The organism is Streptomyces sp. 2A115 (assembly GCF_052245575.1).
GTDB lineage: Bacteria > Actinomycetota > Actinomycetes > Streptomycetales > Streptomycetaceae > Streptomyces.
The window spans coordinates 1-23,278 of record NZ_JBQQCG010000015.1; the positions used below are offsets into that span (position 1 = coordinate 1).

The following is a 23,278-nucleotide window of genomic DNA, read 5'->3' on the forward strand; positions in this document are numbered from 1 at the left end:
GAGCCCGTCCTCCGCGGCCTCGCGCACGGCCGCGGAGAGTTCCTCGACGGAGGCCGGCGTGACCTCCCGGGCCGGCCGGGCGGTGACGTTCCCCGCCCAGTTACGCCACGTGCCGCTCTTCCCGCTCTTCCCGATCACCACTGCCGTCGCCATCTGTCGAGTCCTTCCTGGATCCATCCGGTCTGATCCGGTCTTCACAAGCTGGGTACGGGAGACCGCACAAGGTGGGCATGGGAGGCCGCACAAGGTGGGTGTGGGAGGCCGCCGCAAGACGCAGGCGATGATGGACGATGGCGGGCCTGGCCTGCGGTCTCAGAGGAAGGCGTGTCCTTCGCCTCGGTAGGTCGGGACCTGCTCGACGATCCGCGAGCCGGACACGAGGTGCAGGACGTTCACGCGCTCGCACAGTTCACCGGCCTTGGCGTGCCGGAACCACACGTGATCGCCGAGCCGCAGCCCGTGCGCCGCCGCGCCGAGCACCGGGGTCTGCACCTCCCCCGCCCCTTCCAAGGGGTTCATCCGCAGGCCCTGGGGCCAGCTCAGGGTGGGCAGACGGTCGGTGCCGGCCGGGCCGGAGGCGACCCATCCGCCTCCGAGGACGGTGGCGATTCTCGCGGTCGGGCGGCGTACTACGGACATCACGAAGTACGCGGCGGGCCGGGGCCGGAAGCGGCGGTAGTAGTCGAAGAGCCCGGGCCCGTACAGGCCTGATCCGGCGCCGATCTCGGTGATGACGCGCTCGGACGCGGTCTGCTCGATCGAGCCCGTCCCGCCGCCGTTGACGAACTCCAGCGGTGCGACGGCTTCGACGGCGGCGATGGCCGCGGCGCGGCGCTCGGCGAGTTCGCGGGCGGAGAGCCGCTGCATCGCACGGACTGCCATGCGTTTGAGGGGAGAGCCGGGCTGGTTGTCGCCCACGCCCGCGATCTGCCCTTCGTAGGACATGACGCCGACCAGTACGAACCCGGCTCGGGCCACGATCGCCCGGGCGAGTGCCGCGGCTTGGAACGGGGTGTGGACGGGAGAGCGGTACGGGCCCAAGTGGAGGCGGCCGCCGGCCAGTTCCAGGGACGCGTCCAGGTCGATGCAGAGGCGGATGTCGGGCCGGGAGGGACCCGTGACCTCGTCGATGAAGTCCAACTGGGCGACCGAGTCGATCATGAGCGTGATACGTGAGACCGCACGGTCGTCCGCCACGAGCCGCTTGAGCGCGGTGCGGTCCGTCGTCGGGTATCCGATGACGACGTCCGCGTGCTCCTCGGCCAGCCACAGGGCTTCGGGCAGGGTGAAGGCGAGAATGCCGTGGTATCCCGGCAGTTGGGCCGCGCGTTTGATCAGGTCGCGGCTGCGGACCGACTTGCTGGCCAGCCGGACGGTGGCCCGTCCGCCCGCTCTGCGCGCCAGGTCGGTGGCGTTGGAGTCGAAGGCATCCAGGTCCACCACGGCGAACGGCGGATCCAACTGCTTGGTGGCGTCGGCGAGTTGGGCCATACGCGCCTCGCTCAGACCCGTGATGGCGGAGGCAGCCGATTTCACGTCCGACCGTGACGCCGTATGTGTGCTCACACCCGCACCCTTTCCGGGCTGCCGCAGAGGTCGGGAAGCTGATCGGTCCGCGCTCCGGGACTCCGGGACGCATGGCTTGTCTCCGCGCTTCGGCTCATGGCCACAACCTTTCGGCTCATGGCCACAACACTCTCTCGGTCGCACGTCCAGGTCAATCGTCCGACACCAGATTGAACCCGACTGTTACCGGCGGTTGCCCAGCCGAAACACGGTGCCCCGCCTCGGTCCGTGGTTCGGCCGACCTCAACAGCTGCCGGGTCGAAGACTGGAACGCTGCCTGAACGAGGGCCCGGGCGGTCGACCTCTGTTGACCACGACCTCGTGGTGGGTTTGCATGAGGCCCATGACGCTTGGACCACGTGGACCACGGAGTCCGGAGAATCCGATCCTGGCCGTCGCCTCGCAGGACGCGTGGACGGCATGGCTGGGCGAGAACCACGCCGAGGTGCCGGGGATCTGGCTGAAGATCGCCAAGGTTGATTCCGGACTGACCGGCGTCAGCTATGCCGAGGCTCTCGAATCGGCGCTCCGCTACGGCTGGATCGACGGGCAGAAGAAGAAACTCGACGACCGCCACTGGCTCCAGCGCTTCACTCCGCGGCGGCCGGGCAGCAAGTGGTCGAAGATCAACCGGCAGAAGGCCACGGAACTCATCGAGCAGGGCCTCATGCACGCGGCCGGCCTGCGCGAGGTGGAGAGGGCCAGGGCGGACGGCCGCTGGGAGGCGGCGTACGCCGGCCAGCGCACGGCGTCGGTACCCGATGACCTTCAGGCCGCCCTGGACGACAACCCGGAGGCCCGCGACTTCTTCGCCACGCTCGACAGCCGCAACCGGTACGCGATCCTCTATCGGATCCAGGACGCGAAGAAGGCGGAGACGCGGGCCGCCCGCATCGCGAAGTTCGTGGCGATGCTCGCCGAGCGGAAGACGATCCACTAGGGCCCGGGCCCGGGCCCGGATCACACTCCCCCAGTATCGTGTGAGCGTTCGTCTTCGCGCTCGTAAGCAGGTCGCTCGTGACCAGCAGTGCGCTGCCCGGCCCCTCGGGGAGCAGCGGCAGGACCTGCGCGGGCTGGTCCACGTCGTCGGCGAGCACCAGCACCCTGAGGTGGGCGGTCTTCGTGCGGAACACGGCCGTACGCTCCGCGAGCGTCACCGGGATGTCCGACTCCTTGGTTCCCAGCGCCCGCAGAGCCCTCGCCACCGCTTCGGAGACGTCACCGCCCGTCTGGTCCGGGACCAGACGTCACCGCCCGTCTGGTCCCGGAGCTCGGCGAAGTCGATGCAGATCTGCCCGTCCGGGAACAGGTGGTCGGTCAGCTCCGCACACCGCCGGGCAGTCGTGGTCGTGCCGATGCCCCGCATCCCCTGGCTCTGCACGAGGACGACACCCCGGGATCCGCTCCCACCTGGATGCTGTGCCCGTAGACGGCCCCGGACAGGTCATTGACGGCAGCGGCATCGGACGGCCCCCCGGGAGAACCACCGCGCCCGCGCTCGGGCTCCGCCAACTCGCCTTCCACGCCTCCCCCTTGTGCCCCGGAATGCGCACTCACCGTGCCCAGCGCAGATCAACGCATCACCGGCGACGTGGAGTTGCGAGGAGCCTCGGGGCAAGTCCCCCTGAGCGGCGGGCCCCACCGACTCCTCTAACCTGTCGGCCATGAACGTACCGGGTCACATGGTCGACGGGCGGTTCGAGCTGATCGCGCGGCTCGGGAGCGGAGGCATGGGGACCGTGTGGCGGGCACGCGACAGCGTGCTGCACCGAGAGGTCGCACTGAAGGCCGTACGGCCCGACGCGGCGGCATCCGACGCCGTACGCGAGCGGGTGTTGCGGGAGGCCCGGGCACTCGCCCGGCTGTCCCACCCCAACGTGGTGACGATCCATCACATCGTGGACGACGACCCGCATCCATGGCTCGTGATGGAGCTGGTGGACGGCGTCTCGCTCCAGGAGCGGCTCGACGACGGCCCGTTGCCCCCCGCGCAGGCGGCCCGCGTCGGCCGTCAGGTGCTCGCCGCGCTGCGCGCCGCCGACGCGGCCGGCGTCCAGCACCGGGACGTCAAGCCCGCCAACATCCTGCTGCGCGCCGACGGCACCGCCGTGCTCACCGACTTCGGCATCGCCGCCCTCCAGGGATCGACCTCGCTGACGGCCACCGGCGAACTCATCGGCTCCCCCGAGTACATCGCCCCCGAACGGATCCGCGGCAACGACGACGACCCGGCGTCCGACCTCTGGTCCCTGGGGCTCGTCCTGTACGTCTGCGTCGAGGGCGTCAGCCCGCTGCGCCGCGGGACCACGCTGGGCACCCTGGCCGCGGTCCTCGACGAGTCCGTGCCGCCGCCGGTACGCTCCGGCCCGCTCTCCCCCGTACTCCAGGCCCTGCTCGTACGGGATCCCGCGGCCCGCCCCGACGCGGCACGACTGGACGGGATGCTGGCACAGGTCGAGTCGGGTACGGCACCGCTCTGGACGCTGCCGCCGACAACGGCGACTCCACCGCCCGGCCCCACGACGACTCCCACGCATGTCCTGCGCGCGCCACCGCCCGCGTCCGCGCCCGTACCCACCCGGTTGGACGGCGGCGACCACCCGACGCACGTGCGGAGCAACCGCGGCGACCGGGACAACGGCCCGCGTAACAGCAGGCCCATGGCTGTCGTCGTCACCATCGCCGTCGTCGCGGTCGCCGTCGCGGTGACCACGGCGACGGCTCTCGTCCTGACCCTGCGCGCCTCGCCCGACGACGACACGAAGGCCGGCGGAGACAGGGGCGGCCCGCCGACGGGCGCATCGTCCGCCCCGGCCACAGCACCGGCGCAGACGCCTACGTCTACGCCCTCGGCGTCCGCCCCGACCCCCACCGCGTCCCCTTCGAAGGCGACCAACCCGGCCCCCGCCCCAGGGGGCCAGGGCCGCTGGATCGCCCAGCTCTTCTCCGAACCGGTCGGCTCCGGCACGGCCGCGCGGGACAAACGACTCGGCACCATCCGCCAGTCCGTCCCCGAGGCGGTCTATGTCCGCAGCGACGACTTCGCGTCACTGCGCCCGGGCTTCTGGGTCATCTACGCTCCGGGACCGTTCGCCAACGGCCGCGCCGCCCTGGCCTTCTGCGGCGAACGCGGCCTCACCACGCCCACCACCTGCATCGGCCGCTACCTCAGCACGACCGCGTCCGACTACGGCCTCCAGTGCCGCCCCCCGGCCGCCAACCCGACGGGCCGCTGCACCCGCCCGTGATGACCTGGCCCGGGGCCCGCCCCTGACCGCACCCTTGACCGGTCAGCGGTAGACGCGAAGGTAGTCGGCGGCGAAAGTGACCGGACCCGGGCCGGAGGGGGCCGGGTGGTACTGGCCGGCGCTCAGCGACAGGTTCAGGATCAGGTACGCCGACCAGTCGGCGCCCACGCCGGTGCCGTCGGAGAAGACCCGCTCGCCGTTGACGTACCAGTCGACGCAATGCTCGCCGTAGCAGTTGCCGATGGTCACCCACTCGTCCGGGGCGACCGCGTCGGCATCAGTGTGGTACGTACAGGCGTCGTCGACGTGGTTGGACAGCTCCAGCAGGTTCGGGTTGTCCGGGTGGTACTCGAAGGAGTCGACCTCGTTGCCGCCGTCCTTCCAGGTCCACAGCGCCGGCCAGGCGCCCGTCCCGGAGGGCAGTCTGACGCGGGTCTCGATGTAGTCGCCGGTCCTCACCTGGAAGCCCTCGGCGGAGTACTCGGTGGTGAGCAGGCCGGTGTGCCAGGCCTGCCGGCCGTTCTCGAGGGTGTGGCCGGCCGGGGTGGCGGTGAAGGTGACCACGCCGCCGGAGACGGTCACACAGCCGGGGATGAGCCAGTCGAGCTTGTTGTCGTCCGGGTTGTGGTTGCCGTAGCGGTAGGCACTGGTTCTGTCGCCGACCCACTTGGAGCCCCAGGCGATCGGGGTGTCGAACTCCTCCGACCAGGTGAGCGACTTGCCGGTGACGACGGCAGGAGGCGCGGTCGGGGCGAACTTGGCGCTGTCGGCGGTCATGGCGGTGATGGTAGGGCTGTGGAGCGGCCGGCCGGCCAAGGTTCCGGCTGACATGCCGAAATTCCTCTTTCGGATTACCCATGCAATAGAAGCCGGACGCACCATACGATCAATCGATTCACCGACCAGATGTGAATCCTTCTGCCGGCACCCGCACGCAAGGCATTTTTCACTCCCCCGACCTTCATGCGTATGGAGTAACGCGTCGCTTTTACAGAGGGCATGGACTGCTAAGTTCTCCAGCCGTCGGATCAGAGATAATTTTCAACCGAGGTGAATCATGAAGAAGGCAATTTTCACCACTGCGGCGTTGGCCATCGGCGCGGGTCTCGTGGGTGGCTCCGCCGCCGCGGCGTCGGCGGCCGCGGCACCGGCCCCGGCCCCCTCGGCCGGTCTGCTCGGTCTCATGTCTCCGACCAAGGTGACTCCGGCTGTCGTGCCCGCGGCCGACACCGTGACGCGACTGGCCCGCAGCGGCAAGATCGCCAACGGTAGCGCGTTCGACCAGAAGAGGCCGGAGGGAGTCTCTGGCGTATATCTGGACGGTATGGACCGGCACGCCGCCAAGAAGCCCACGATTCCGGTGAAGAACCCGGCCGGAAACGGCGCCGTTCAGCTCCGCCCGCTGCAGGCGCCGACCGCTGCCGGGCTCGGCACCTTGCTCGGCAGGTGACGAGACGGAAACTGTAGGAGTCGGCCGTACCGGCGAAAGCCCTCACTGCTTCACGATGCTTTCGCTGCCATGTGGTCCCGCCTGTTCGCGGGACGCAGGCGGGCCCGGAATTCTGAGGCTCTGATCCGTTTCTCGGCGGCCGGAGACCGACACCGCAGACGTCGCGGGGCGGATCGGCCCGCTGCCGGTCCTGGTTTCACACACGTCCGTCACCTCGGAGACGCGGGCCCGGACGCTGGATCCGGACCAGCAGCTCCATATCCGGACTCGGCGGACCCGAACACCGCCCGGGACCCGCGAACCATCTGTGCGGCCCACCGGCCCTCTCCCTTCCGGTGGGCCGCACACACGTCGGCGCTCGTTCCGTACGACCCTGTGCGGCCCGGCGGACGGGGCATTTCTCCAAGCGACCGTCGACCGCGGCCTTTCGGATTGCTGGGCACGCTGATGAGTCGCACGGATTCCACATCCACATCCATTCCCGCACGGCCAGCCGGGACGCGCGATATTGCGCCATCCGATGGAATCAGACCTGTTTAGACGCTCTTCCCGTGACTTATGCCTGCATATCAAGGTTTCCTGGTATGCAAGCGTGCGCAACGGTGAATTCAGGAAGGAACCGAGTTGCCCAGGAAGTTCGCGGTCATCACTGCCCTTACCCTCGGCGCTGTCGTGAGCAGCATCGGCGCTGCCTCGGCCGGCGACAACGAAACCAAGGTCGCGGGAGGTGGCGGCTTTTCGTCGTCCCCGGTCGTCGTGAACGCCCCCCAGCAGGGCGTTGTCATCATCAACGGCACGCTCATCGACGGTCGTTGCATCGCACCGTGGTCCAACGGCGCAGTTCTCGGCGGCGTCGTCCCGCCGAACTCGCACTACGCCGCGTGCAACACGGCGAAGGTCGACCAGTCGCAGAACGCTCCGTACAAGGGCGGCCTGCTCTTCTGACTCCTGTCCCGAGCAATTCGGAGCAGGTGAATCCCCCAAACGTAGCCCGGAAAGGCGCAACTCATGCGTAACAAGGTTACGGCCATTTCTGCCCTCGCCGCAGGCATCGTCCTCGCGGTGAGCGGCACTGCCGCGGCCGATAACTGCACCACCGTCAAGGGCGGTGACGGCTTCTCGTCATCCCCGGTCGTCGTGAACGCCCCCCAGCAGGGCGTTGCTGTCGTCAACGGCTCGGCCGTCGACCTCCGTTGCGTCGCGCCGTGGTCCAACGGCGCCGTCCTCGGCGGCGTGGCCGCCCCGAACTCGCACTACGCCGCCTGCAACACGGCGCATGTCGACCAGTCGCAGAACGCCGTTTACAAGGGCGGCATTCTCTTCTGACTCCTGTCCCGAGCATTTCGGACCAGGTGAATCCCCCCAACCGCCCTACCGAAAGGCGCATCTCATGCGTAACAAGGTTACGGCCATTTCCGCCCTCGCCGCGGGCATCGTCCTCGCGGCCGGCGGCACCGCCGCGGCCGACGACAACACCACCACCGTCACCGGCGGTGGCGGCTTCTCGTCGTCCCCGGTCGTCGTGAACGAACCCCAGCAGGGTCTCGTCATCAGCAACGGCACGCTCGTCGACGGCCGCTGCATCGCGCCGTGGTCCAACGGTGCCGTCCTCGGCGGCGTCGTCGCGCCGAACTCGCACTACGCCGCCTGCAACACTGGGAAGATCGACCAGTCGCAGAACGCCCCGTACGTGGGTGGCTTCCTCTTCTGAGCAGTGCTTCACCTGATGGCGGCCCGCCGGAGTTCCGGCGGGCCGCCATCGGCTTTTCCGTGCCCTCGTTCCAGCGATGCAGATCCGGATGATCCGGTGGGTGCGGTTTGGTCGGTCCGGCTGTCGCCGGCCCGGTCGCATTCCGCGAAGGGGCCGTCGAGCAAGGCGTGGTCGGGGTCGGCTTCGCAGGGCGCGCAATAGCCCGGTAGCTCGGGCGGCGAGCAGGTTGCAGGCGTGTGCCGTGCCGGTGGAGATGCCGAAGCCGACTGCTCAGTGAATTCCGCCGAGTTCCACGGAAGGAAGCCCGCGGGGCCTGCCCGCGTCAGACGCAGACAGGCCCCGCGGTCAGGAGTCGACCGGCGAAGGCCGACGGGCATGTCACCGGTTCAGGAAGGTGCGCCAACTAGGAGGGAATAGCACCCTTTCCGCCTATGACATCCCCGCCGGCACGCCGCAAATCGGCCGACGCCGACGGATGTACCACCTCAAGAGATGGCCGGTTTCTCAGTGGAAGACCCCGATGCACTCAGTGGGGCCGTTTCCAATGGGATCAACGATGCTTTGCCGCCCAGGTCATCCTGAATCGTCCGTTTGGCCCAACGGACGAAAGCCGATTGCACTCCCCGTATATGCCGAAGGGTCGGCTCCGAGGAGTGCGGAGCCGACCCGAATCGTGGAGCCGAGGAGCGACGAGGCCATGGACGAGATGGCGTCGGTCGTCGGTGGAGGCGGTGATGAATCGCCTGCCTGATTACCTACTTGCCGAGCGGCAGCCCGCCGAGCAGCTTGCCGTCGACGGGGTTCGGCAGGGTACCGCCGAAGACGGGGGTCTTCACGACTCCCGACTCCTTCACGCTGCCCTTCACGCCGTCCTTCACACCGTGCGCCGTACCCGTGACATTCTCGGCCACGAACCCCGTCGGCACCTTGGCTGCCGAGGGGAGGCTGCCCGCGACCATCTTTCCGTTGTCCACGAGGCCCTGCGCCGGCATCTCCCCCGCGACGGCCGGCACCGTGACGCCGGCAATGGCAATGGAGCCGACAACGACGGCGGCAGCCTTGAGAGTCTTCATCGTGTGCCTTTCTTTCGAAACTCGTCTTCCGTAACCCGCGGTCGCCAGACGAGGTTTCATTCTTCGGGCGTCGCGAGAGACTCGGTCTCAGTTCTCCCGGGCTAACGAGGGTGGAGCCTTCTGGAAACTCTGTCGCCAACAGGTTCCAGGAACTCATACGAAAAGACCCGTTGTGCCGACCGCGGTCGGCACAACGGGTCGAGGAGACCGGTGACTGCTTCGCCTCAGGCAACGGTCCCGGTATCAGGAGGCCGGCAGGCCGGGCAGATTCTCTGCGCGCATTCCGCTGCCGAGCAGCGTGGCGGCGGAAACGTTCACGAGGGCGGTCACGACCTTGTCGGCCGCCGGTCCCACCTGGTCGGCCTTGCCCGAGGTCGCCGCACCCAGCAGGACGTCGACTGCCTTGCCGAGGGCGTCGAGTTGGTCGTCCCTGAGGTCCGCGGGCAGCTGCACCGGGGAGGTGGCGCTCGCGGACGGCGGGGTGGCCGGCGGCTGGGCCGGTGCCGCGTCCTTGGCCTGCGCGATGGCGCCCTTCGTGGCGTCGCCGAGCTTCTTCGCCTCTTCCTTGGAGAGCTGGCCGTTGTCGGCCTTGAGCACGGCGTTCAGGAGATTGGTCGCCGGGGCCAGTACGGTGCCGAGGTCGCCCAGCGCCTCGGACTGACGCAGGAGCGCGTCCGCCTTCGGGACGGGTGCCCGGGACACCGTGCGAGCGACACCGCCCTCCGAGTCGGGAGCATTCGCAAGGGCGGTCCCTGCCGCCCCGAGTACGAGTGCCGCGCAGAGGGCCGAAGTGGCGATGCGCCGTGTGGGCTGTACACGCATGGGGTTTCCTTCGAGTGAGTTCCGATCGTGTGACCACCGTGAAACCGGCACACCATGCCCGCAACCGATCGCAGGCATCTTCTGACGAACCATCCGGTGTCAGAACATCGTCCGCGCTGATGAGAGGCCGTTTCGTAGTCGGTCACCCCGAATGGGGCATGGCCCCGCCAATCGGATGGCCACCCGGAATCACACCGCGCCGCGACTCCAAATGGGTGATCCAGGCGAGAAATAGTCCATTGAAGCGCCACCATTCCGACACACTTGACTGGTTCGCAGGTAATTACGGATAAGCGGCTAGAGTTGCTCACCGCCTGAGTCCGGCGAAGCCGGTTGTGGATTTTATATTGCGAACACGAGCCGCACATCCTGTCGTCGGCTCGGACTCTTTTGTTCGGAAGGGCTTCCTCGGTTATGGCACGCGCAGCGCACATCCTGCATGTCACTCAGCCCGTCGAGGGCGGTGTCGCGCGGGTCGTGACGGACCTGGTGGCGACCCAGCTCGCCACGGGGCTGCGGGTGACCGTGGCCTGTCCGGAGGGTGGCGCGCTGGCGGACACCCTGAGCGCGCTGGACTGCACCGTGCTCCGTTGGGACGCGACCCGCTCACCGGGGTGTCGACTTCCGGGCGAGGTACGGCGGTTGGCGCGGATCCTGCGCGACCTGCGGCCGGACCTGGTGCACGCGCACAGCGCGAAGGCGGGACTCGCGGCCCGGCTCGCGGGACGCGGCCACGTCCCGACCGTATTTCAGCCGCACGCCTGGTCGTTCGACGCCGCGGACGGAGTCGTCGCGCGCCTCGCGCTGGGCTGGGAGCGGTTCGGGGCGCGGTGGGCGGCGCGCGTTCTGTGCGTGAGCGAGGCGGAGCGGCGTACCGGTGAGCGGTGCGGAATCACCGCCCTGTGGCGCGTGGTTCCCAACGGTGTCGATACGCGCAGGTTCCGGCCGGAGGGCAGCAGCGCCCGGTCCGGGGAGGGTCCGCTCGTCGTGTGCGTGGGCCGGTTGTGCCGCCAGAAGGGGCAGGACGTGCTCCTTGAAGCGTGGCCCGAGGTTGCGCGGCGGGTGCCCGGCGCGCGGTTGGTGCTGGTCGGCGACGGGCCGGACGCGGACCGGCTGCGCTCTGCCGCGCCCGCCTCGGTGGAGTTCGCCGGCGCGGCGCCCCATGCCGGCCCCTGGTACCGGGCCGCCGACGTCGTGGTCCTGCCGTCCCGCTGGGAGGGCATGGCGCTCGCCCCGCTGGAGGCCATGGCGTGCGCCAGACCGGTCGTCGTCACTGACGTGGACGGGGCACGCGAGAGCCTTCCGCCCGGCCATCCGTCGCACTGCCTGGTTCCGCCTGAGGACCCCGACGCGCTGGCGCGGGCGCTGACGGCGCTGTTGCGGGACGAGCAGCTGCGCGCGGCACTGGGCGCACAGGGCCGCAGGCACGTGCTGGCCGCCCACGGCCTACGGCACGCCACGGACGCAGTAACCGATGTGTACCGCGAACTGCTCGGCGTCGTTACCACGCCGGTCGTCGTAACCACCGAGAGCAGGAAGTACATCACCACATGACTGCGGAAAGTACCGTTCCCTCTCCTGCGGGCCGGCAGCCGTGGGCGGCGGAGAGCGCCGTCTCCGTCCTCGACCCGCGCGGCCTCGCCGCCGGGCGCGGGCTGCCCGTCGGACGGGGATCCCGTCGTCCGCGGCGGACCTCCCGGGCAGCCCTGTTGCTCGTCGACGGCGGCGCCGCCCTGCTGGGTGCCCTGGCAGTGCCCTGGGCGTACAGGTACCCGTTGGTCATCGCCCTGCTGGCCCTCGGCGTGATCGGTCTGAACCGACGGGCCGCGCTGTACGACACCCACGTCGTCCCCGGTGTACTCGACGAACTGCCCGCCGTCTGCGGACGGATCGCCGTCGGCTGGGCGGCTGTCGCGGCGCTCTCCCCGCTGCGGCCGCTCCCGATGACCGTACTGCTCACCGCTTTCGCCGTGCACTGCGCGGCGGCCTGCGCGGGCCGCGGAGCGGTGCACGGGCGCCGGCGCCGGGCACTGCGGCGCCGGCCCTGTCCCGCCCTCGTGGTCGGCCCGGCCTCGGCGGGCCGACGTGTCGCGGCCGCGTTGCTGCGCCACCCGGACTGCGGGGTACGGCCGGTGGGCCTCGTCGCCGACGCCCCGGGAGGTTTCGCCGATTCCGGCGACGGGCCCGTGGTGCCGGTGCTCACCTCAAGTCAGGACGCGCGTCGGGCGGTCATCCAGAACGGTGTGGAGACAGTGCTCGTCGTGGGGGCCACCACTCGTGTGGAGAAGGCGGCTCTGCTGCGGGAGCTCACCGCGTACGGATGCGTGCTGTGGGAACTGTCCGAGGGCACGTCCTCGCCGTCGTACGGCCCCGAGGGGCGGCGCGCGGGAGCGGGACAACTGGCGGGTTTCTCCCGCAGGTTGCTGTGTCCGAGAGGCCGGCACCGGGGCGGAAGCGCGGGCAAGCGGGCGCTCGACGTGGTGCTGGCGGGCGCGCTGCTGTCGCTGGCCGCGCCGATGCTGCTGGTGTGCGCGGTCGTGCTGCGGGTTCTGGACGGGCCCGGCGTGGTGTTCCGGCAGGAGCGGATCGGCAAGGACGGGCGCCCGTTCACCATGTTGAAGTTCCGCACGCACCGGCCCGCCAGCGCGCACGAGGCGGCGACCCGCTGGAGCGTGGCGAACGAGCAGGAGATGAGCCGCTTCTGCCAACTGCTGCGTCGCACCTCGCTGGACGAGCTGCCGCAGCTGTGGAACGTCTTCCGCGGTGACATGAGCCTGGTCGGCCCGAGACCCGAACGGCCTTACTTCGTCGCCAAGTTCAGCCAGGTACATCCGCGCTACCCGGAGCGTCACCGCATGCGGACCGGCATCACCGGGCTCGCCCAGATCCACGGGCTGCGCGGCGACACCTCCATCGAGGACCGGTGCCGCTTCGACAACGCCTACATCGACAACTGGTCGCTGTGGCAGGACATCTGCATCCTGATGCGTACGGCGGTCCAGTTCCTGCGGCCGACGGGGAGCTGAGCGCCGGTGAGCACTTCCTCGGCGCTCTCTCCCCCACTCGTGTCGCCGCTGCCGGCGCTGCGCCGGGCCGCTCCCGTGCTGCCCGTCGTGGCGGTGATCGCCCTGCTGGGACTGCCGGTCGCGGCGGGCAGCGACGCCACGCCCGCCGACGCGGCCTCGGGTCTTGTCGTGCTCTGGGCCGCCGTACGCACCGTCCGGCGGGCGCGGCGTCCGCTGACGCGGACGGCGGCGGTCGTGTTCGGGCTGCCCGTGGTGGGCATCGCGGTCGCCGCGGCCGGGGCGGCCACGCCGGGCGACGGGATCACGGGGCTGGCCCGCTACCTGCAGGTTTTCGTGCTCGTCCCGCTCGCGGTGGTGCTGCTGGTGCGCGACCGGCGCGACGCCCGGCTGGTGCTCTGGTCGCTGACGGGCCTCGCGCTGTGGCAGGGGGCGCTCGGAGTGCACCAGTTCCTCACCGGAACCGGGGCCTCGTATCAGGGGGCCTACATCCGGGCTGTGGGGACGTTCGGGCCGTCCGACGTGATGGGGATGTCGACCGTCGTGGCGTACGGACTGGTGGCCGCGACCGGTCTCGCTCTCGGGACGCCGGCGCGGCGGCAGCGGGTCATGGCGGTCGGATGTGCGCTGGCGCTGCTCGTGCCGCTCGCGCTGTCCTTCAGCCGGGGTGCCTGGATCGCCACGGTCGTGGCATGCGGGGCGCAGCTCCTGCTGGCCGGGGTACGGCGGGCGGCGAAGGTGTTCACGGCGGTGGTCGCGGCCTCGGTGGTGCTGGTGGGCGGGTTCGGCGTGGGCGCGGCGGTGCTGCAGGAGCGGCTGACCAGCATCACGCAGGTCGCCGACACACCGGACCAGTCGGTCGTCGACCGGTACACCATGTGGGCGGCGGCCTCCGACATGTGGCGCGGCCACCCGGTGACGGGCGTGGGGCTGAAGGCCTTTCCCGCACACCGGGACGGCCATGCCTCGCTCGCGCTGTCGTCGGGCAGCGACACGGAGGGAGCGGGCCAGGCCTTCCGGCGCCAGCCCCTGCTCTCGCCGCACAACATGTACCTCCTGATCCTCAGCGAGCAGGGCCTGCTGGGCCTGCTCACCGTGGCGGGCAGCTGGCTGGCCCTGCTGGCCTGCGCGCTGCCCCGGCTGCGTCGGGCCGGACGCGCCCGGGACTGCGCGCTCGCGGCCTGCGGGCTGCTGCTGTGGCAGCTCGTGAACTTCCTGTACGCCGACATCGGCGGGCCCTCCACCGTCCTGACGGCCGTCTGCTTCGGCCTCGTCGCCTGGTGGGCGCTGGCACCCGACGCGACGACGGGCCCGGCCGCTGAATCAGGCCCACGATGAGGCCCCGCCCAGCGGCGACCGAGGGCGCGACCGACCACACGACCGGCCATGCGACCGGCATGGGCGGCCGCCCGCTCCCGGCCGACGGCGGCCCCGGTCCGGCGGGCGCCCGGCGAGCGGGCACTCCCTCGGGCCGCTTCCTCGCGAGGGCGACGTTGCTCTCCGCCGCGCTGTCCATGGCCGGAGCGCTCCTCGGGCTCGGCCGGGACCAGGTGCTCGCGCACCTCTTCGGCGCCGGTGAGGACACCGACGCGTTCCTGGTGGCCTGGACCCTGCCCGAAGTGGCGTCGACGCTGCTGATCGAGGACGGCATGGCGTTCGTACTCGTGCCCGCGTTCAGCATGGCACTGGCGCGGCGGGCGCGCGGGATCGACCCCGACCCCGTGCACGCCCTGGTCACCGCCTCGCTGCCGCGGCTGTACCTCGCCCTCGCCGCCGCGTCCGCCGCGCTCGCCGCCGGGGCGCCGCTGCTGGTCTCCGCCCTCGCGCCCGGCCTGCCCGACCCGTCCCTGGCCGTGTCCTGCACCCGGCTGACCGCGAGCTGCGTGCTGAGCTTCGGGCTGGCCGGGTACTGCAGTGCGGCGCTGCGGGCGCACCGTTCGTATCTCGCCCCGGGCGCGATCTACATCGCGTACAACATCGCGATCATCTCCGCGATGTTCGTCCTCAGCGACGGTTGGGGCGTGCGGTCCGCCGCTCTCGGTGTCGCCTTCGGCGGGTGCCTCATGGTCGCCGTACAGGCACCGTCCCTGTGGCGGCGGATCGCCGGGCGGCCCGGCCGGGCCGCCTCCGCGTACGACGGGGACGACGGAGGCGACGGGGGCGACGGACGGCACACCGGGCGGCGCGTCGGGCGGGCGACGCCGCTTCCGGCACAAGCCCTGGCGCTCGGCCTCGTCTGCGCGGTCCTGCTCTTCGCCCTGTGCCGCCAGTCGCAGGTCCTCATCGAGCGTTACTTCGCCTCCGGGCTGCCCGCCGGCGCCATCTCGCACCTCAACTACGCCCAGAAGGTCGCCCAGTTGCCGATGTCGCTGTCTCTGATGGTGTGCGTCGTCACCTTCCCGGTGGTGGCGCAGGCCATCGCCGAGGGCGACCTGCGGCGGGCCCGGGACCAGATCGAGCGGGACGTGGCGCTGATGGCCTGCCTCGTCCTGCTCGGCGCCGCGGTGATCGTGGCCTGCGCGCCGCAGATCGTCCAGCTCCTCTTCCAGCGCGGGGCGTTCACGGCGCAGGACACCGCCGCGACCGCCGCGGTCATGCGGGTGTACGCGGCCGGGCTGCTCGGGCAGACGCTGGTGGGGGCGCTCGTGCGGTCGTACTTCGCGGCCGGCCGGACCACCTGGTTCCCGCTGGGCGCGATGGGCATGGGCGTGCTCACCACCGTCGTCGTCGGCGCCTGGGCCGTTCGGCCCTGGGGTGCGCAGGGCATCGCCGCCGCCAACGCGGCCGGCATCACCCTCACCGCGCTGCTCCTGCTGCACGGCCTGGGGCCGCGCAGCGTGCCCGTACGCGTCCGCCGGGTCGTCGCCGAACTGGCCCGTCTGGTGTGCGCGGCCGTGTGCGCCACCGGAGCCGGGCTCGTCTGTGCGGGGCTGTTCGCCTCGCCCGCGGCGTCCGTCGCCGTCTGCTGCACCTGCGTGACCGCTGTCTTCCTGTTGCTGGCCTGGATCCTCGACGCGGCGGACGCCCGGTCCCTCCTGCTTCCCGTCGTGCGCTTTGTCCGTCACTCCGTCACACGAAAGCTGGGCCATGGTCGCTGATGTCTCCCCCCCACCGCGCACGGACGAGCCCGATCCCCTTCCGCCCTCGAAAAGACGCGCCAAGCGGGGCCCCGCCGTCTGGGTGGCCATGTACCACTCCGTCTCGGACTGCCCGGACGACCCGTACAACGTCACCGTCACCCCCGCGCGCCTCGACCGCCAGCTCGCTTGGATCTCCGGCCGCGGCCTGCGCGGGGTGAGCGTCCGGGAACTGCTCGCGGCGCGCGCCCACGGCGCGGAGCGCGGCCTGGTAGGGCTCACCTTCGACGACGGGTACGCCGACTTCGTCACCACCGCGCTGCCCGTGCTGTACCGCCGGGGTTTCACAGCGACCGTGTTCGTGCTGCCCGGGCGGCTCGGCGGCGAGAACGCGTGGGAGCGGTTCGGACCGCGCAAGCCGCTGCTCGACGTGGACGGCATCCGCCGTGTCGTGGCCGCGGGCATGGAGATCGCCTCGCACGGTCTGACCCACCTCGATCTGACCAAGGCCACGGACGACGTGTTGCACACCGAGGTCAGCGACAGCCGTCACCAGCTCACCGGGATCACCGGCGGCGACATCGAGGGCTTCTGCTACCCGTACGGGTATCTCGACGAGCGCGTCGCCGCCGCCGTGCGCCGGGCCGGCTACCGCTACGCCTGCGCGATCTCCCCGGGGTCGGCCGACTACGGCGACTTCGCGCTGCCCCGCATCCACATCGGGCAGGCCGACACCCCGGCACGTCTGGAACTGAAGCGACGCCTGGCCCGGGTCTACGGCCGCGCTGTGGAGGCCGAGTGAGGGCCCTGCACGTCATCACCGGCCTCGGCGTCGGCGGAGCGGAACAGCAACTGCGCCTGCTGCTGCGCCACCTTCCCGCACAGTGCGACGTGGTGACCCTCACCAACCCCGGCCCGGTCGCCGCGGGCCTGGCCGCCGACGGCGTCCACGTCACCCACCTCGGGATGGGCGGCAACCGCGACCTCGGCGCGCTGCCACGCCTGGCCCGGCTGATCCGCGCCGGCGGCTACGACCTCGTGCACACCCATCTGTACCGGGCCTGCCTCTACGGCAGGATCGCGGCACGTCTCGCCGGAGTACGGGCCGTCGTGGCCACCGAGCACTCGATCGGGGACACCCGGCTGGAGGGCCGGCCGCTGACCGCGGGCGTCCGCGCGCTGTACCTGGCCGGCGAGCGCCTCGGCCGCACCACGGTCGCCGTCTCGCCGACGGTGGCCGAGCGGCTGCGTCACTGGGGCGTGCCCGGGCCGCGCATCCGCGTCATCCCGAACGGCATCGACGCACCCTTGTTCCGCTTCGACGAGGTACGCCGCAAGGAGGCCCGGGCGTTCCACGGGCTGCCGGAGGACGCGTACGTCGTCGGCGGGGTGGGGCGCCTCGCCCCGGGCAAACGCTTCGACCTGCTCGTACGCGCGCTGCCCCGGCTTCCTGGCGACGTACGGCTGCTGCTGGTCGGCGGCGGGCCCGAGGAGGAGGCGCTGCGGCGCACCGCCCGGGGGCTGGGGGTCGCGGACCGGGTGGTGCTGACGGGTGAGCGGCCGTATCTGCCGGACCCCCGTGACGGCGCACCCGACCTGGTCGCCCTGCTGTCCGCGATGGACGTGCTCGCCTCACCGTCGGTGGAGGAGGCCTTCGGCCTGGCCGTGGTGGAGGCGCTGGCGGCCGGGCTCCCCGTGCTGTACGCGAGCTGCCCCGCCGTCGAGGACCTGCCGTCGGACGCGGCACCCGGTGCGCGGCGCGTCACCGGCGGCGCCGGGGCGTACGCGCGGGAACTGCTGCGGCTGCGGGCGGCGGGACCGGGCGAGCGAACCGCCCCGGCCGCCGTGCACCGCTACGACATCGCGTGCAGTGCCCGGCAGTTGATGGATGTGTACACGGCCGCTCTGTCCGGCTCGACCCTGGAAGTGAGTTCCCCATGACCGACACCCCCCCTCAGCGTGCCCGGGCGCCGCGCCGTACGCGCGCTCGTGTGAAGCGGCTGCCCTCGTGGTGGCTGCTGCCGGCCGGCGCGCTGCTCGGTGCCGCGGCCGGCGGCGCGTACGGACTGGCGAAGCCGCCGCAGTACACGGCGACGAGCTCCGTCGTCGCCGTGGCGGCCGGCCGGTCCGACGTCGACTGCGCCGATGCGCTCGGCTTCGCTCAGGCGTACGGCCGGGTGGCCCCGCAGCTCGCTGTTCTCGGGGACGCGCCGGTGGCGGCGGGCGTACCGACCGCGACACTGCGCGAGAGCGTGCAGATCGCGACCTCGCCGGACGCGCCGATGGTCGCGGTCTCGGCGACCTCGTCGAGCCCCGGGCAGGCCGTCGACATCGCCGACGCCGTGTCCCGCACGCTCGTCACGCAGGCCGGCCACACCAAGAAGAACACCGGCATCAGGCTCGAGCGCCTCTCCCGTGCCCTGAAGCCCACCGAGCCGTCGTCCGCGTCCCCGGAGCTGACCTCGCTCGTGGGCGCGAGCGCCGGAGGTCTGCTGGGCGGCCTCGCGCTGCTGGCCCGGCCGCGGCGGGCGGCGGACGACGACCCGGGCCGGGCCCCGGTGCCCGGCCCGGCCCACGCCGCCGACGCCCGCGGGCCGCTCGGATGACCGCGTCCGGCCGTGCGCTGTCGGTGGAGGTGTGCACCGACGAGCGCGCGTTCGCGGAGCTGGCCGGAGAATGGGAACGCCTGTACCGGGCCTGCCCGTCGGTGACGCCGTTCCAGAGCCATGCCTGGCTGCACTCGTGGTGGCTGTCGTACGGCACGCCCGGCAGGCTGCGGCTCGTCCTGGTGCGCAGGAGCGGTGAACTGGTCGCGGCGGCACCGCTGATGCGCGTGCACCACCCGCTGCCGGCGGTGGTGCCGGTCGGCGGCGCCATCACCGACTTCTGCGATGTGCTCCTCGACGAGGCGGTGGCCGCGCAGGGCGCCCAGGCACTGGCGGACGCCCTGGCCGGCATGGCCCGCACCGCCCTGATCGACTTCCGCGAGGTGCGGCCGGGCGGCGCGATGGAGCGGGTCTACCTCTGCTGGCGCGGCCCGCGTCACCGGATGCGCGACTCCGCGTGCCTGGAGTTGCCCGCCGTACCCATGGGCGAGCTGGTCGGGCGGCTGCCCTCTTCGCGCGCCCGGCGGGTCCGCAACAAGGTGAACCAGCTCGCCCGCCTCGGCGTCGAGTCGCGCGTCGTGAGCCACGACCAGACCGAGGCCGCGCTGCGTCGGCTCCTCGAACTGCACCGGCTCCAGTGGCAGGACAGGAAGGTGTCGCCGGAGCACGTGCGGCCGCGGTTCCTGGAGCATCTGGTCCGCTCCGTGGTCCCGATGGCCCGGTCCGGCGGGGCCGCGGTGACCGAGTTCGTGTTCGAGGGCGCGGTGGTGGCGGCCAGTCTGAATCTGCTGTCGGGAGGGTTGGCGGGCCTGTATCTGTACGGCTTCCACCCTCAGTTGCGCGAGCGCAAAGTGGATGTGGCGACGATGCTGCTGCACGCGTCCGGCGAGCACCTCGCGGCCGGCGCCGAGCCGGGGGTCCTGAGCCTGCTGCGCGGCGACGAGCCGTACAAGTACCGCTGGTGCCCCGAGACGGTCGTCAACCAGCGTTTCCTGCTGGCCCGTCGGCGTACCGTGCCGCTGCTGGCGGCCGCCGTCTGCGACACCGCCGCGCGGAGCCGGGCCAAGAAGGTCCTGCGCGGGGAGCCCGGGCCCCCGGATCACCGGTAGCGCTCCGCCCACTGGAGGCAGGCGGCGAGCTTGCCGCCGATCAGGTGTTCCAGCCATTTGGCGAGGTCCAGCGGCGTGCAGGTGGGCGGCTTGGAGGGCGTCGGCACCGGTGTCGGTACGGGTGTCGGGTTCGGAGTCGGCAAGGGCACCGGAACCGGCACCGGTGTCGTGGGCGGCTGGACCGGAGCCGGGGGCATGGGCGGAGAGGGGATCAGGCCCGGTGGTGTCGGCTGCGGCGTGAGGTGGTGGGACAGCAGCACGCGGTACAGGGCGGAGGCCCGGGCATTGTTGGCACACAGCCACACGCCGTGCGGGCAGTAGTCGGTGATCGTGTTGTAGAGCGGCTTGTGTTCGTCCATCCACGCGAGCATGCGCAGCATGTATCCAAGGCTGTCGCCGTTGCGGAACAGACCCCATTCGGGATACGAGAACGGCTTGCCGTGAGCCCGTGCGAAGTCCACGTGGTGCTGCAGGCCGTAGGGCTCGGACACCTGCTGGTCGAACGAGATTCCGTGCGGCTGGTCGTACGAGTCCATGCCGACGATGTCGACGACGTCGTCACCGGGATAGCACTCCGGCCACGGAATGGCGTCCCTGCCCCGGTTCGGGGCGAAGTCGAACTTGAACTTCTGCCCGGGAACCGAGCGCATGACGTTGACGATGCGCCTCCAGTACCGCTTCCAGCTCTCCGGGTCGGGGCCGCAGCGATGGGTGTACGTCTCGCCGTTCATCTCCCAGCCGAGCACGAGGACCGTGTCCGTCGCGCCCAGGTCGACCAGTCGCTGGGCCAGCGTCCGGAAGTGGTGGTCGAACTCGCCGTCCGCGGCCTGCCGCAGCAGATGTCTGACGACCGGGTCGGGGACACCCTCCTCGTTGCGTTCCATCATCGGAACGTTGAGCACGAGCAGCCGGTCGTCCTTGGCCTGCCGCCACTCGGCCCAGCTGTCGAGGAAGCCGTGCGCGCCCTCGATGTTGCTCCACAGGTCTCCCGGCAGATACGTGTGCCCCACGCGCAGTTCGGCGCCGCCCAGCCATCTGCTGAACTCCTTCATGCGCTCGAGACCCGCGGGTCCGTAGTGGAGGTACGCGCCGAACGCGGGCCTGCGCTCGTGCTTTCCCGGGGGCGAGTGCGCCGCGTCCGTGGGCGGGGAGGACGAGCCGGGTCGGGCGGGCGGCGCCGCCGGGCGCCCGTCCTGCGTCGCCGAGTCCGTCACGGGCGCGGAGCGCCGCAGGCCGGGGTGGAGTTCGGCGTCGGCCAGGAGCGCCGGGCCGGGAAAGACAGCCGCTGACACGACCACTCCGGCGGTGATGATCGCCAGTCGCCTGAGGGCGGGCCGGCGGCGCTCAGGGGCCATCCATCCTCCTTGGTGCAGCTCCTCCGGCGGAGTGACGCGTACTCACATATACGCCTAATTGCACCAAAAGAGTCAGGAGGCTCGGCGTGGGTCGCCCGCACGAGTGACCGCAAACGGGTCTTCAGCCGCCGTACAGCGCCTCGACGTCCTTCGCGTACGCCGTCAGCACCGCGTGGCGTTTGACCTTGAGGGACGGGGTCAGCAATCCGTTCTCCTCGGTGAACTCCCCCTCGACCAGCGTGAAGGCGCGGATGGACTCGGCCCGGGAGACGGCCTGGTTCGCGTAGTCCACGACCTTCTGGACGTCGTCGCGCAGACGGGGGTCGCGGACGAGCTCGGACATCGGGGTGTCCGCGGGCATCCCGCGGACGTAGAGCCAATGGGTGAGGTCCTCGCGGTCCAGGGTGATCAGAGCGGCGACGTAGGGACGCTTGTCGCCGACGACCAGGCACTGGCCGACCGGGGGGCGGCTGCGGAGGCGGTCCTCCAGGACGGCGGGGGAAACGTTCTTGCCGCCGGAGGTGACGAGGATGTCCTTCTTGCGGCCGGTGATGGTGAGGTAGCCGTCCTCGTCGAGGGCGCCCAGGTCACCTGTCGCGAACCAGTCGTCGGCGAGTACGGCGTCGGTGGCCGCCGGGTCGTTCCAGTACGCGCCGAAGACCACGCCGCCCTTGATGTGGACCTCGCCGTCGTCGGCGATGCGGATCGCCGTGCCGGGGACGGGGAGGCCGACCGTGCCGGGGCGGGGGCGCAGGGGCGGCACGATGGTCGCCGCGGCCGTGGTCTCCGTCAGGCCGTAGCCCTCGTAGACGATGATTCCGGCGGCGTAGAAGAAGAGGTTGAGGTCGCGGTCGAGCGGGGAGCCGCCGCTGATGGCGTAGCGCGTGCGGCCGCCGAGTTCCCTGCGGATGCGGCGATAGACCAGCAGGTCGTACAGGGCCCAGGCGGCGTACAGGCCGGGGCCCGGCCCCTTGCCCCGGTCGAGGAGCTTGTCGAGGTGCGCCGCTCCGAAGCGGACGCCGATGCGGTCGGCGCGGTCGAAGGAGGCGGCGCGGCCGATCCGCTCGGCGGTGGCACGGCCCGTGCCGTGGATCTTCTCGAAGAGATACGGGACGCCGACCAGGAACGTGGGGCGGAACTCCCGCAGGGCGGGCCGCAGTTCGTCCGGTTTGATGCTCGGGAAGTGGCCCAGTTCGATGCGGGCCGCCAGGCAGGCGATCTGGATGGTGCGGCCCAGGATGTGGGCGAGGGGCAGGAAGAGGAGGGTCGAGGCGATCTGGCCCGTGATCTCTTTGAAGATGGGGTGCAGGAGCTCCACCGTGTTCGCGGCCTCGGCGTGCAGGTTGGCGTGGGTGAGGACGCAGCCCTTGGGACGGCCGGTGGTGCCGGAGGTGTAGCAGATCGTCGCGACGGCGTCGGGGGTCAGGGCGGTGCGGCGCTTGGTGACCTCCTCGTCGGGGATGTCGCGGCCCAGGGCGGTCAGTTCGGCGATCGCGCCTGCGTCCAGCTGCCATACGCGCGGGCGTTCCGGGTGGTGGGCCGTGCCGGTCTCGACCGCCTGCGCGTTCTCGGGGGTCTCGACGACGACGAAACGGGTGCCCGAGTCGTGGACGATCCACTCGATCTGCTCGGGTGAGGAGGTGGCGTAGACCGGGACGCTCCGGCCGCCCGCGGCCCAGATCGCGAAGTCGAGGACCGTCCACTCGTAGCGGGTACGGGACATGACCGCGACGCGGCCGCCCGGTTCGAGCCCCGCCGCGATCAACCCCTTGGCGACGGCGGTGACTTCACGGGCGAAGGCGGCCGCGGTCACCGGGTGCCAGGTGCCGTGTTCCCCGCGGCGGAGGACCACGGCGTCGGGGGCCTCCGCCGCGTTGGTGAAGGGGAGGTCGGCGATGCTGCCGGTGGTGACCTCCGGGGCGAGGGACGGCATGCGTGCCTCGCGGACCACGCCCTGGTCGTCCTTGGTGAGCTCGACCCTGGTGCGGTCCGCCAGGTCGGTGCGTTTCTTCGCCTGTTTCAGGTCCTTGCGTACGCCCATGACGGCTCCCCGGTCGCGGCTCGCGTTGCGGTGGCCCGTACTTACTTGCGAGTCAACTTACTCAGGCGTAGGGGATTTTCAACCTGGTTCGGGAATGTCCGGTCTGTCGCACGGGCCTCAGACGCCGACCCGTTCCCGTTGGCCACGCTGGTCGTCGATACGTCGTCGCATGGCGCGGGGCGACGGTCCGGCGCCGC

20 protein-coding genes and 2 pseudogenes are annotated in these 23,278 nt (G+C 71.2%); 14 read left to right on the forward strand and 8 right to left on the reverse strand.

Annotated features, from left to right (window positions below; translation table 11 throughout):
- Nucleotides 1–153: pseudogene (locus ACTWQR_RS15410) on the reverse strand (D-arabinono-1,4-lactone oxidase); the annotation flags it as partial.
- Nucleotides 154–312: 159 nt separating this feature from the next.
- Nucleotides 313–1,566: an amino acid deaminase/aldolase gene (locus ACTWQR_RS15415; RefSeq protein ID WP_443227609.1), complete on the reverse strand. Its 1,254-nt coding sequence runs from the start codon at nucleotides 1,564–1,566 to the stop codon at nucleotides 313–315.
- 343 nt (nucleotides 1,567–1,909) lie between these two features.
- Between ACTWQR_RS15415 and ACTWQR_RS15420 the strand changes: the two genes are divergently transcribed.
- Nucleotides 1,910–2,506, forward strand: a complete 597-nt coding sequence (locus ACTWQR_RS15420) for a YdeI/OmpD-associated family protein (protein ID WP_443227610.1) — start codon at nucleotides 1,910–1,912, stop codon at nucleotides 2,504–2,506.
- A gap of 724 nt (nucleotides 2,507–3,230) precedes the next feature.
- On the forward strand, nucleotides 3,231–4,814 hold the full coding sequence (locus ACTWQR_RS15425; RefSeq protein WP_443227611.1) for a serine/threonine-protein kinase: 1,584 nt from the start codon (nucleotides 3,231–3,233) through the stop codon (nucleotides 4,812–4,814).
- A gap of 42 nt (nucleotides 4,815–4,856) precedes the next feature.
- Here the strand turns inward: ACTWQR_RS15425 and ACTWQR_RS15430 are convergent, their stop codons facing one another.
- Entirely contained in the window at nucleotides 4,857–5,591 is a 735-nt protein-coding gene (locus tag ACTWQR_RS15430; RefSeq protein WP_443227612.1) for a glycoside hydrolase family 16 protein, read from the reverse strand.
- Between the two features lie 280 nt (nucleotides 5,592–5,871).
- Here ACTWQR_RS15430 and ACTWQR_RS15435 point away from each other — a divergent pair, with 280 nt between their 5' ends.
- The 4 genes from ACTWQR_RS15435 (at nucleotide 5,872) to ACTWQR_RS15450 (ending at nucleotide 7,975) form a co-directional block, all read left to right on the forward strand.
- On the forward strand, nucleotides 5,872–6,264 hold the full coding sequence (locus ACTWQR_RS15435; RefSeq protein ID WP_443227613.1) for a hypothetical protein: 393 nt from the start codon (nucleotides 5,872–5,874) through the stop codon (nucleotides 6,262–6,264).
- A gap of 672 nt (nucleotides 6,265–6,936) precedes the next feature.
- Entirely contained in the window at nucleotides 6,937–7,209 is a 273-nt protein-coding gene (locus tag ACTWQR_RS15440; RefSeq protein WP_443227614.1) for a hypothetical protein, read from the forward strand.
- A gap of 63 nt (nucleotides 7,210–7,272) precedes the next feature.
- Nucleotides 7,273–7,590 carry a hypothetical protein gene (locus ACTWQR_RS15445; RefSeq protein ID WP_443227615.1) on the forward strand — a complete coding sequence of 106 codons (318 nt, stop codon included), beginning with the start codon at nucleotides 7,273–7,275 and terminating at the stop codon, nucleotides 7,588–7,590.
- 64 nt (nucleotides 7,591–7,654) lie between these two features.
- Nucleotides 7,655–7,975, forward strand: coding sequence for a hypothetical protein (locus tag ACTWQR_RS15450; protein ID WP_443227616.1), 321 nt, complete (start codon nucleotides 7,655–7,657; stop codon nucleotides 7,973–7,975).
- 101 nt (nucleotides 7,976–8,076) lie between these two features.
- Here the strand turns inward: ACTWQR_RS15450 and ACTWQR_RS15455 are convergent.
- From ACTWQR_RS15455 to ACTWQR_RS15465, 3 genes and pseudogenes are all read right to left on the reverse strand, one after another.
- Nucleotides 8,077–8,245, reverse strand: a pseudogene (locus ACTWQR_RS15455) (IS5/IS1182 family transposase); the annotation flags it as partial.
- A gap of 485 nt (nucleotides 8,246–8,730) precedes the next feature.
- Complete coding sequence (locus ACTWQR_RS15460) at nucleotides 8,731–9,048, reverse strand: hypothetical protein (RefSeq protein ID WP_443227617.1); 318 nt, start codon at nucleotides 9,046–9,048, stop codon at nucleotides 8,731–8,733.
- Nucleotides 9,049–9,291: 243 nt separating this feature from the next.
- Nucleotides 9,292–9,870: a hypothetical protein gene (locus tag ACTWQR_RS15465; RefSeq protein ID WP_443227618.1), complete on the reverse strand. Its 579-nt coding sequence runs from the start codon at nucleotides 9,868–9,870 to the stop codon at nucleotides 9,292–9,294.
- Between the two features lie 414 nt (nucleotides 9,871–10,284).
- Here ACTWQR_RS15465 and ACTWQR_RS15470 point away from each other — a divergent pair, with 414 nt between their 5' ends.
- From ACTWQR_RS15470 to ACTWQR_RS15505, 8 genes are read left to right on the forward strand one after another with little or no spacing between them, the layout of a single operon-like run.
- Nucleotides 10,285–11,424: a glycosyltransferase family 4 protein gene (locus tag ACTWQR_RS15470; protein WP_443227619.1), complete on the forward strand. Its 1,140-nt coding sequence runs from the start codon at nucleotides 10,285–10,287 to the stop codon at nucleotides 11,422–11,424.
- Nucleotides 11,421–12,896, forward strand: coding sequence for an exopolysaccharide biosynthesis polyprenyl glycosylphosphotransferase (locus tag ACTWQR_RS15475; protein ID WP_443227620.1), 1,476 nt, complete (start codon nucleotides 11,421–11,423; stop codon nucleotides 12,894–12,896). The genes ACTWQR_RS15470 and ACTWQR_RS15475 overlap by 4 nt, the downstream gene beginning before the upstream one ends.
- Nucleotides 12,897–12,902: 6 nt before the next feature.
- Entirely contained in the window at nucleotides 12,903–14,231 is a 1,329-nt protein-coding gene (locus tag ACTWQR_RS15480; RefSeq protein WP_443227621.1) for an O-antigen ligase family protein, read from the forward strand.
- Nucleotides 14,228–15,991, forward strand: a complete 1,764-nt coding sequence (murJ, locus tag ACTWQR_RS15485; RefSeq protein ID WP_443227622.1) for a murein biosynthesis integral membrane protein MurJ — start codon at nucleotides 14,228–14,230, stop codon at nucleotides 15,989–15,991. The genes ACTWQR_RS15480 and murJ overlap by 4 nt, the downstream gene beginning before the upstream one ends.
- Nucleotides 15,981–16,772 carry a polysaccharide deacetylase family protein gene (locus ACTWQR_RS15490; RefSeq protein ID WP_443227623.1) on the forward strand — a complete coding sequence of 264 codons (792 nt, stop codon included), beginning with the start codon at nucleotides 15,981–15,983 and terminating at the stop codon, nucleotides 16,770–16,772. Before murJ ends, ACTWQR_RS15490 begins: the two co-directional genes overlap by 11 nt.
- The gene (locus ACTWQR_RS15495) at nucleotides 16,769–17,911 is read left to right on the forward strand and encodes a glycosyltransferase (RefSeq protein WP_443227624.1); all 1,143 of its coding nucleotides are present in this window, start codon (nucleotides 16,769–16,771) and stop codon (nucleotides 17,909–17,911) included. Before ACTWQR_RS15490 ends, ACTWQR_RS15495 begins: the two co-directional genes overlap by 4 nt.
- Nucleotides 17,908–18,576: a lipopolysaccharide biosynthesis protein gene (locus ACTWQR_RS15500; protein ID WP_443227625.1), complete on the forward strand. Its 669-nt coding sequence runs from the start codon at nucleotides 17,908–17,910 to the stop codon at nucleotides 18,574–18,576. The genes ACTWQR_RS15495 and ACTWQR_RS15500 overlap by 4 nt, the downstream gene beginning before the upstream one ends.
- On the forward strand, nucleotides 18,573–19,685 hold the full coding sequence (locus ACTWQR_RS15505; protein WP_443227626.1) for a GNAT family N-acetyltransferase: 1,113 nt from the start codon (nucleotides 18,573–18,575) through the stop codon (nucleotides 19,683–19,685). Before ACTWQR_RS15500 ends, ACTWQR_RS15505 begins: the two co-directional genes overlap by 4 nt.
- Here ACTWQR_RS15505 and ACTWQR_RS15510 read toward each other — a convergent pair.
- Together ACTWQR_RS15510 and ACTWQR_RS15515 are read right to left on the reverse strand one after the other, a co-directional pair.
- Nucleotides 19,676–21,040: a glycoside hydrolase family 26 protein gene (locus ACTWQR_RS15510; RefSeq protein ID WP_443227627.1), complete on the reverse strand. Its 1,365-nt coding sequence runs from the start codon at nucleotides 21,038–21,040 to the stop codon at nucleotides 19,676–19,678. The two genes, ACTWQR_RS15505 and ACTWQR_RS15510, sit on opposite strands and share 10 nt — an antisense overlap.
- A 121-nt stretch (nucleotides 21,041–21,161) precedes the next feature.
- Nucleotides 21,162–23,081 carry an AMP-dependent synthetase/ligase gene (locus tag ACTWQR_RS15515; RefSeq protein ID WP_443227628.1) on the reverse strand — a complete coding sequence of 640 codons (1,920 nt, stop codon included), beginning with the start codon at nucleotides 23,079–23,081 and terminating at the stop codon, nucleotides 21,162–21,164.
- Between the last annotated feature and the right edge of the window lie 197 nt (nucleotides 23,082–23,278).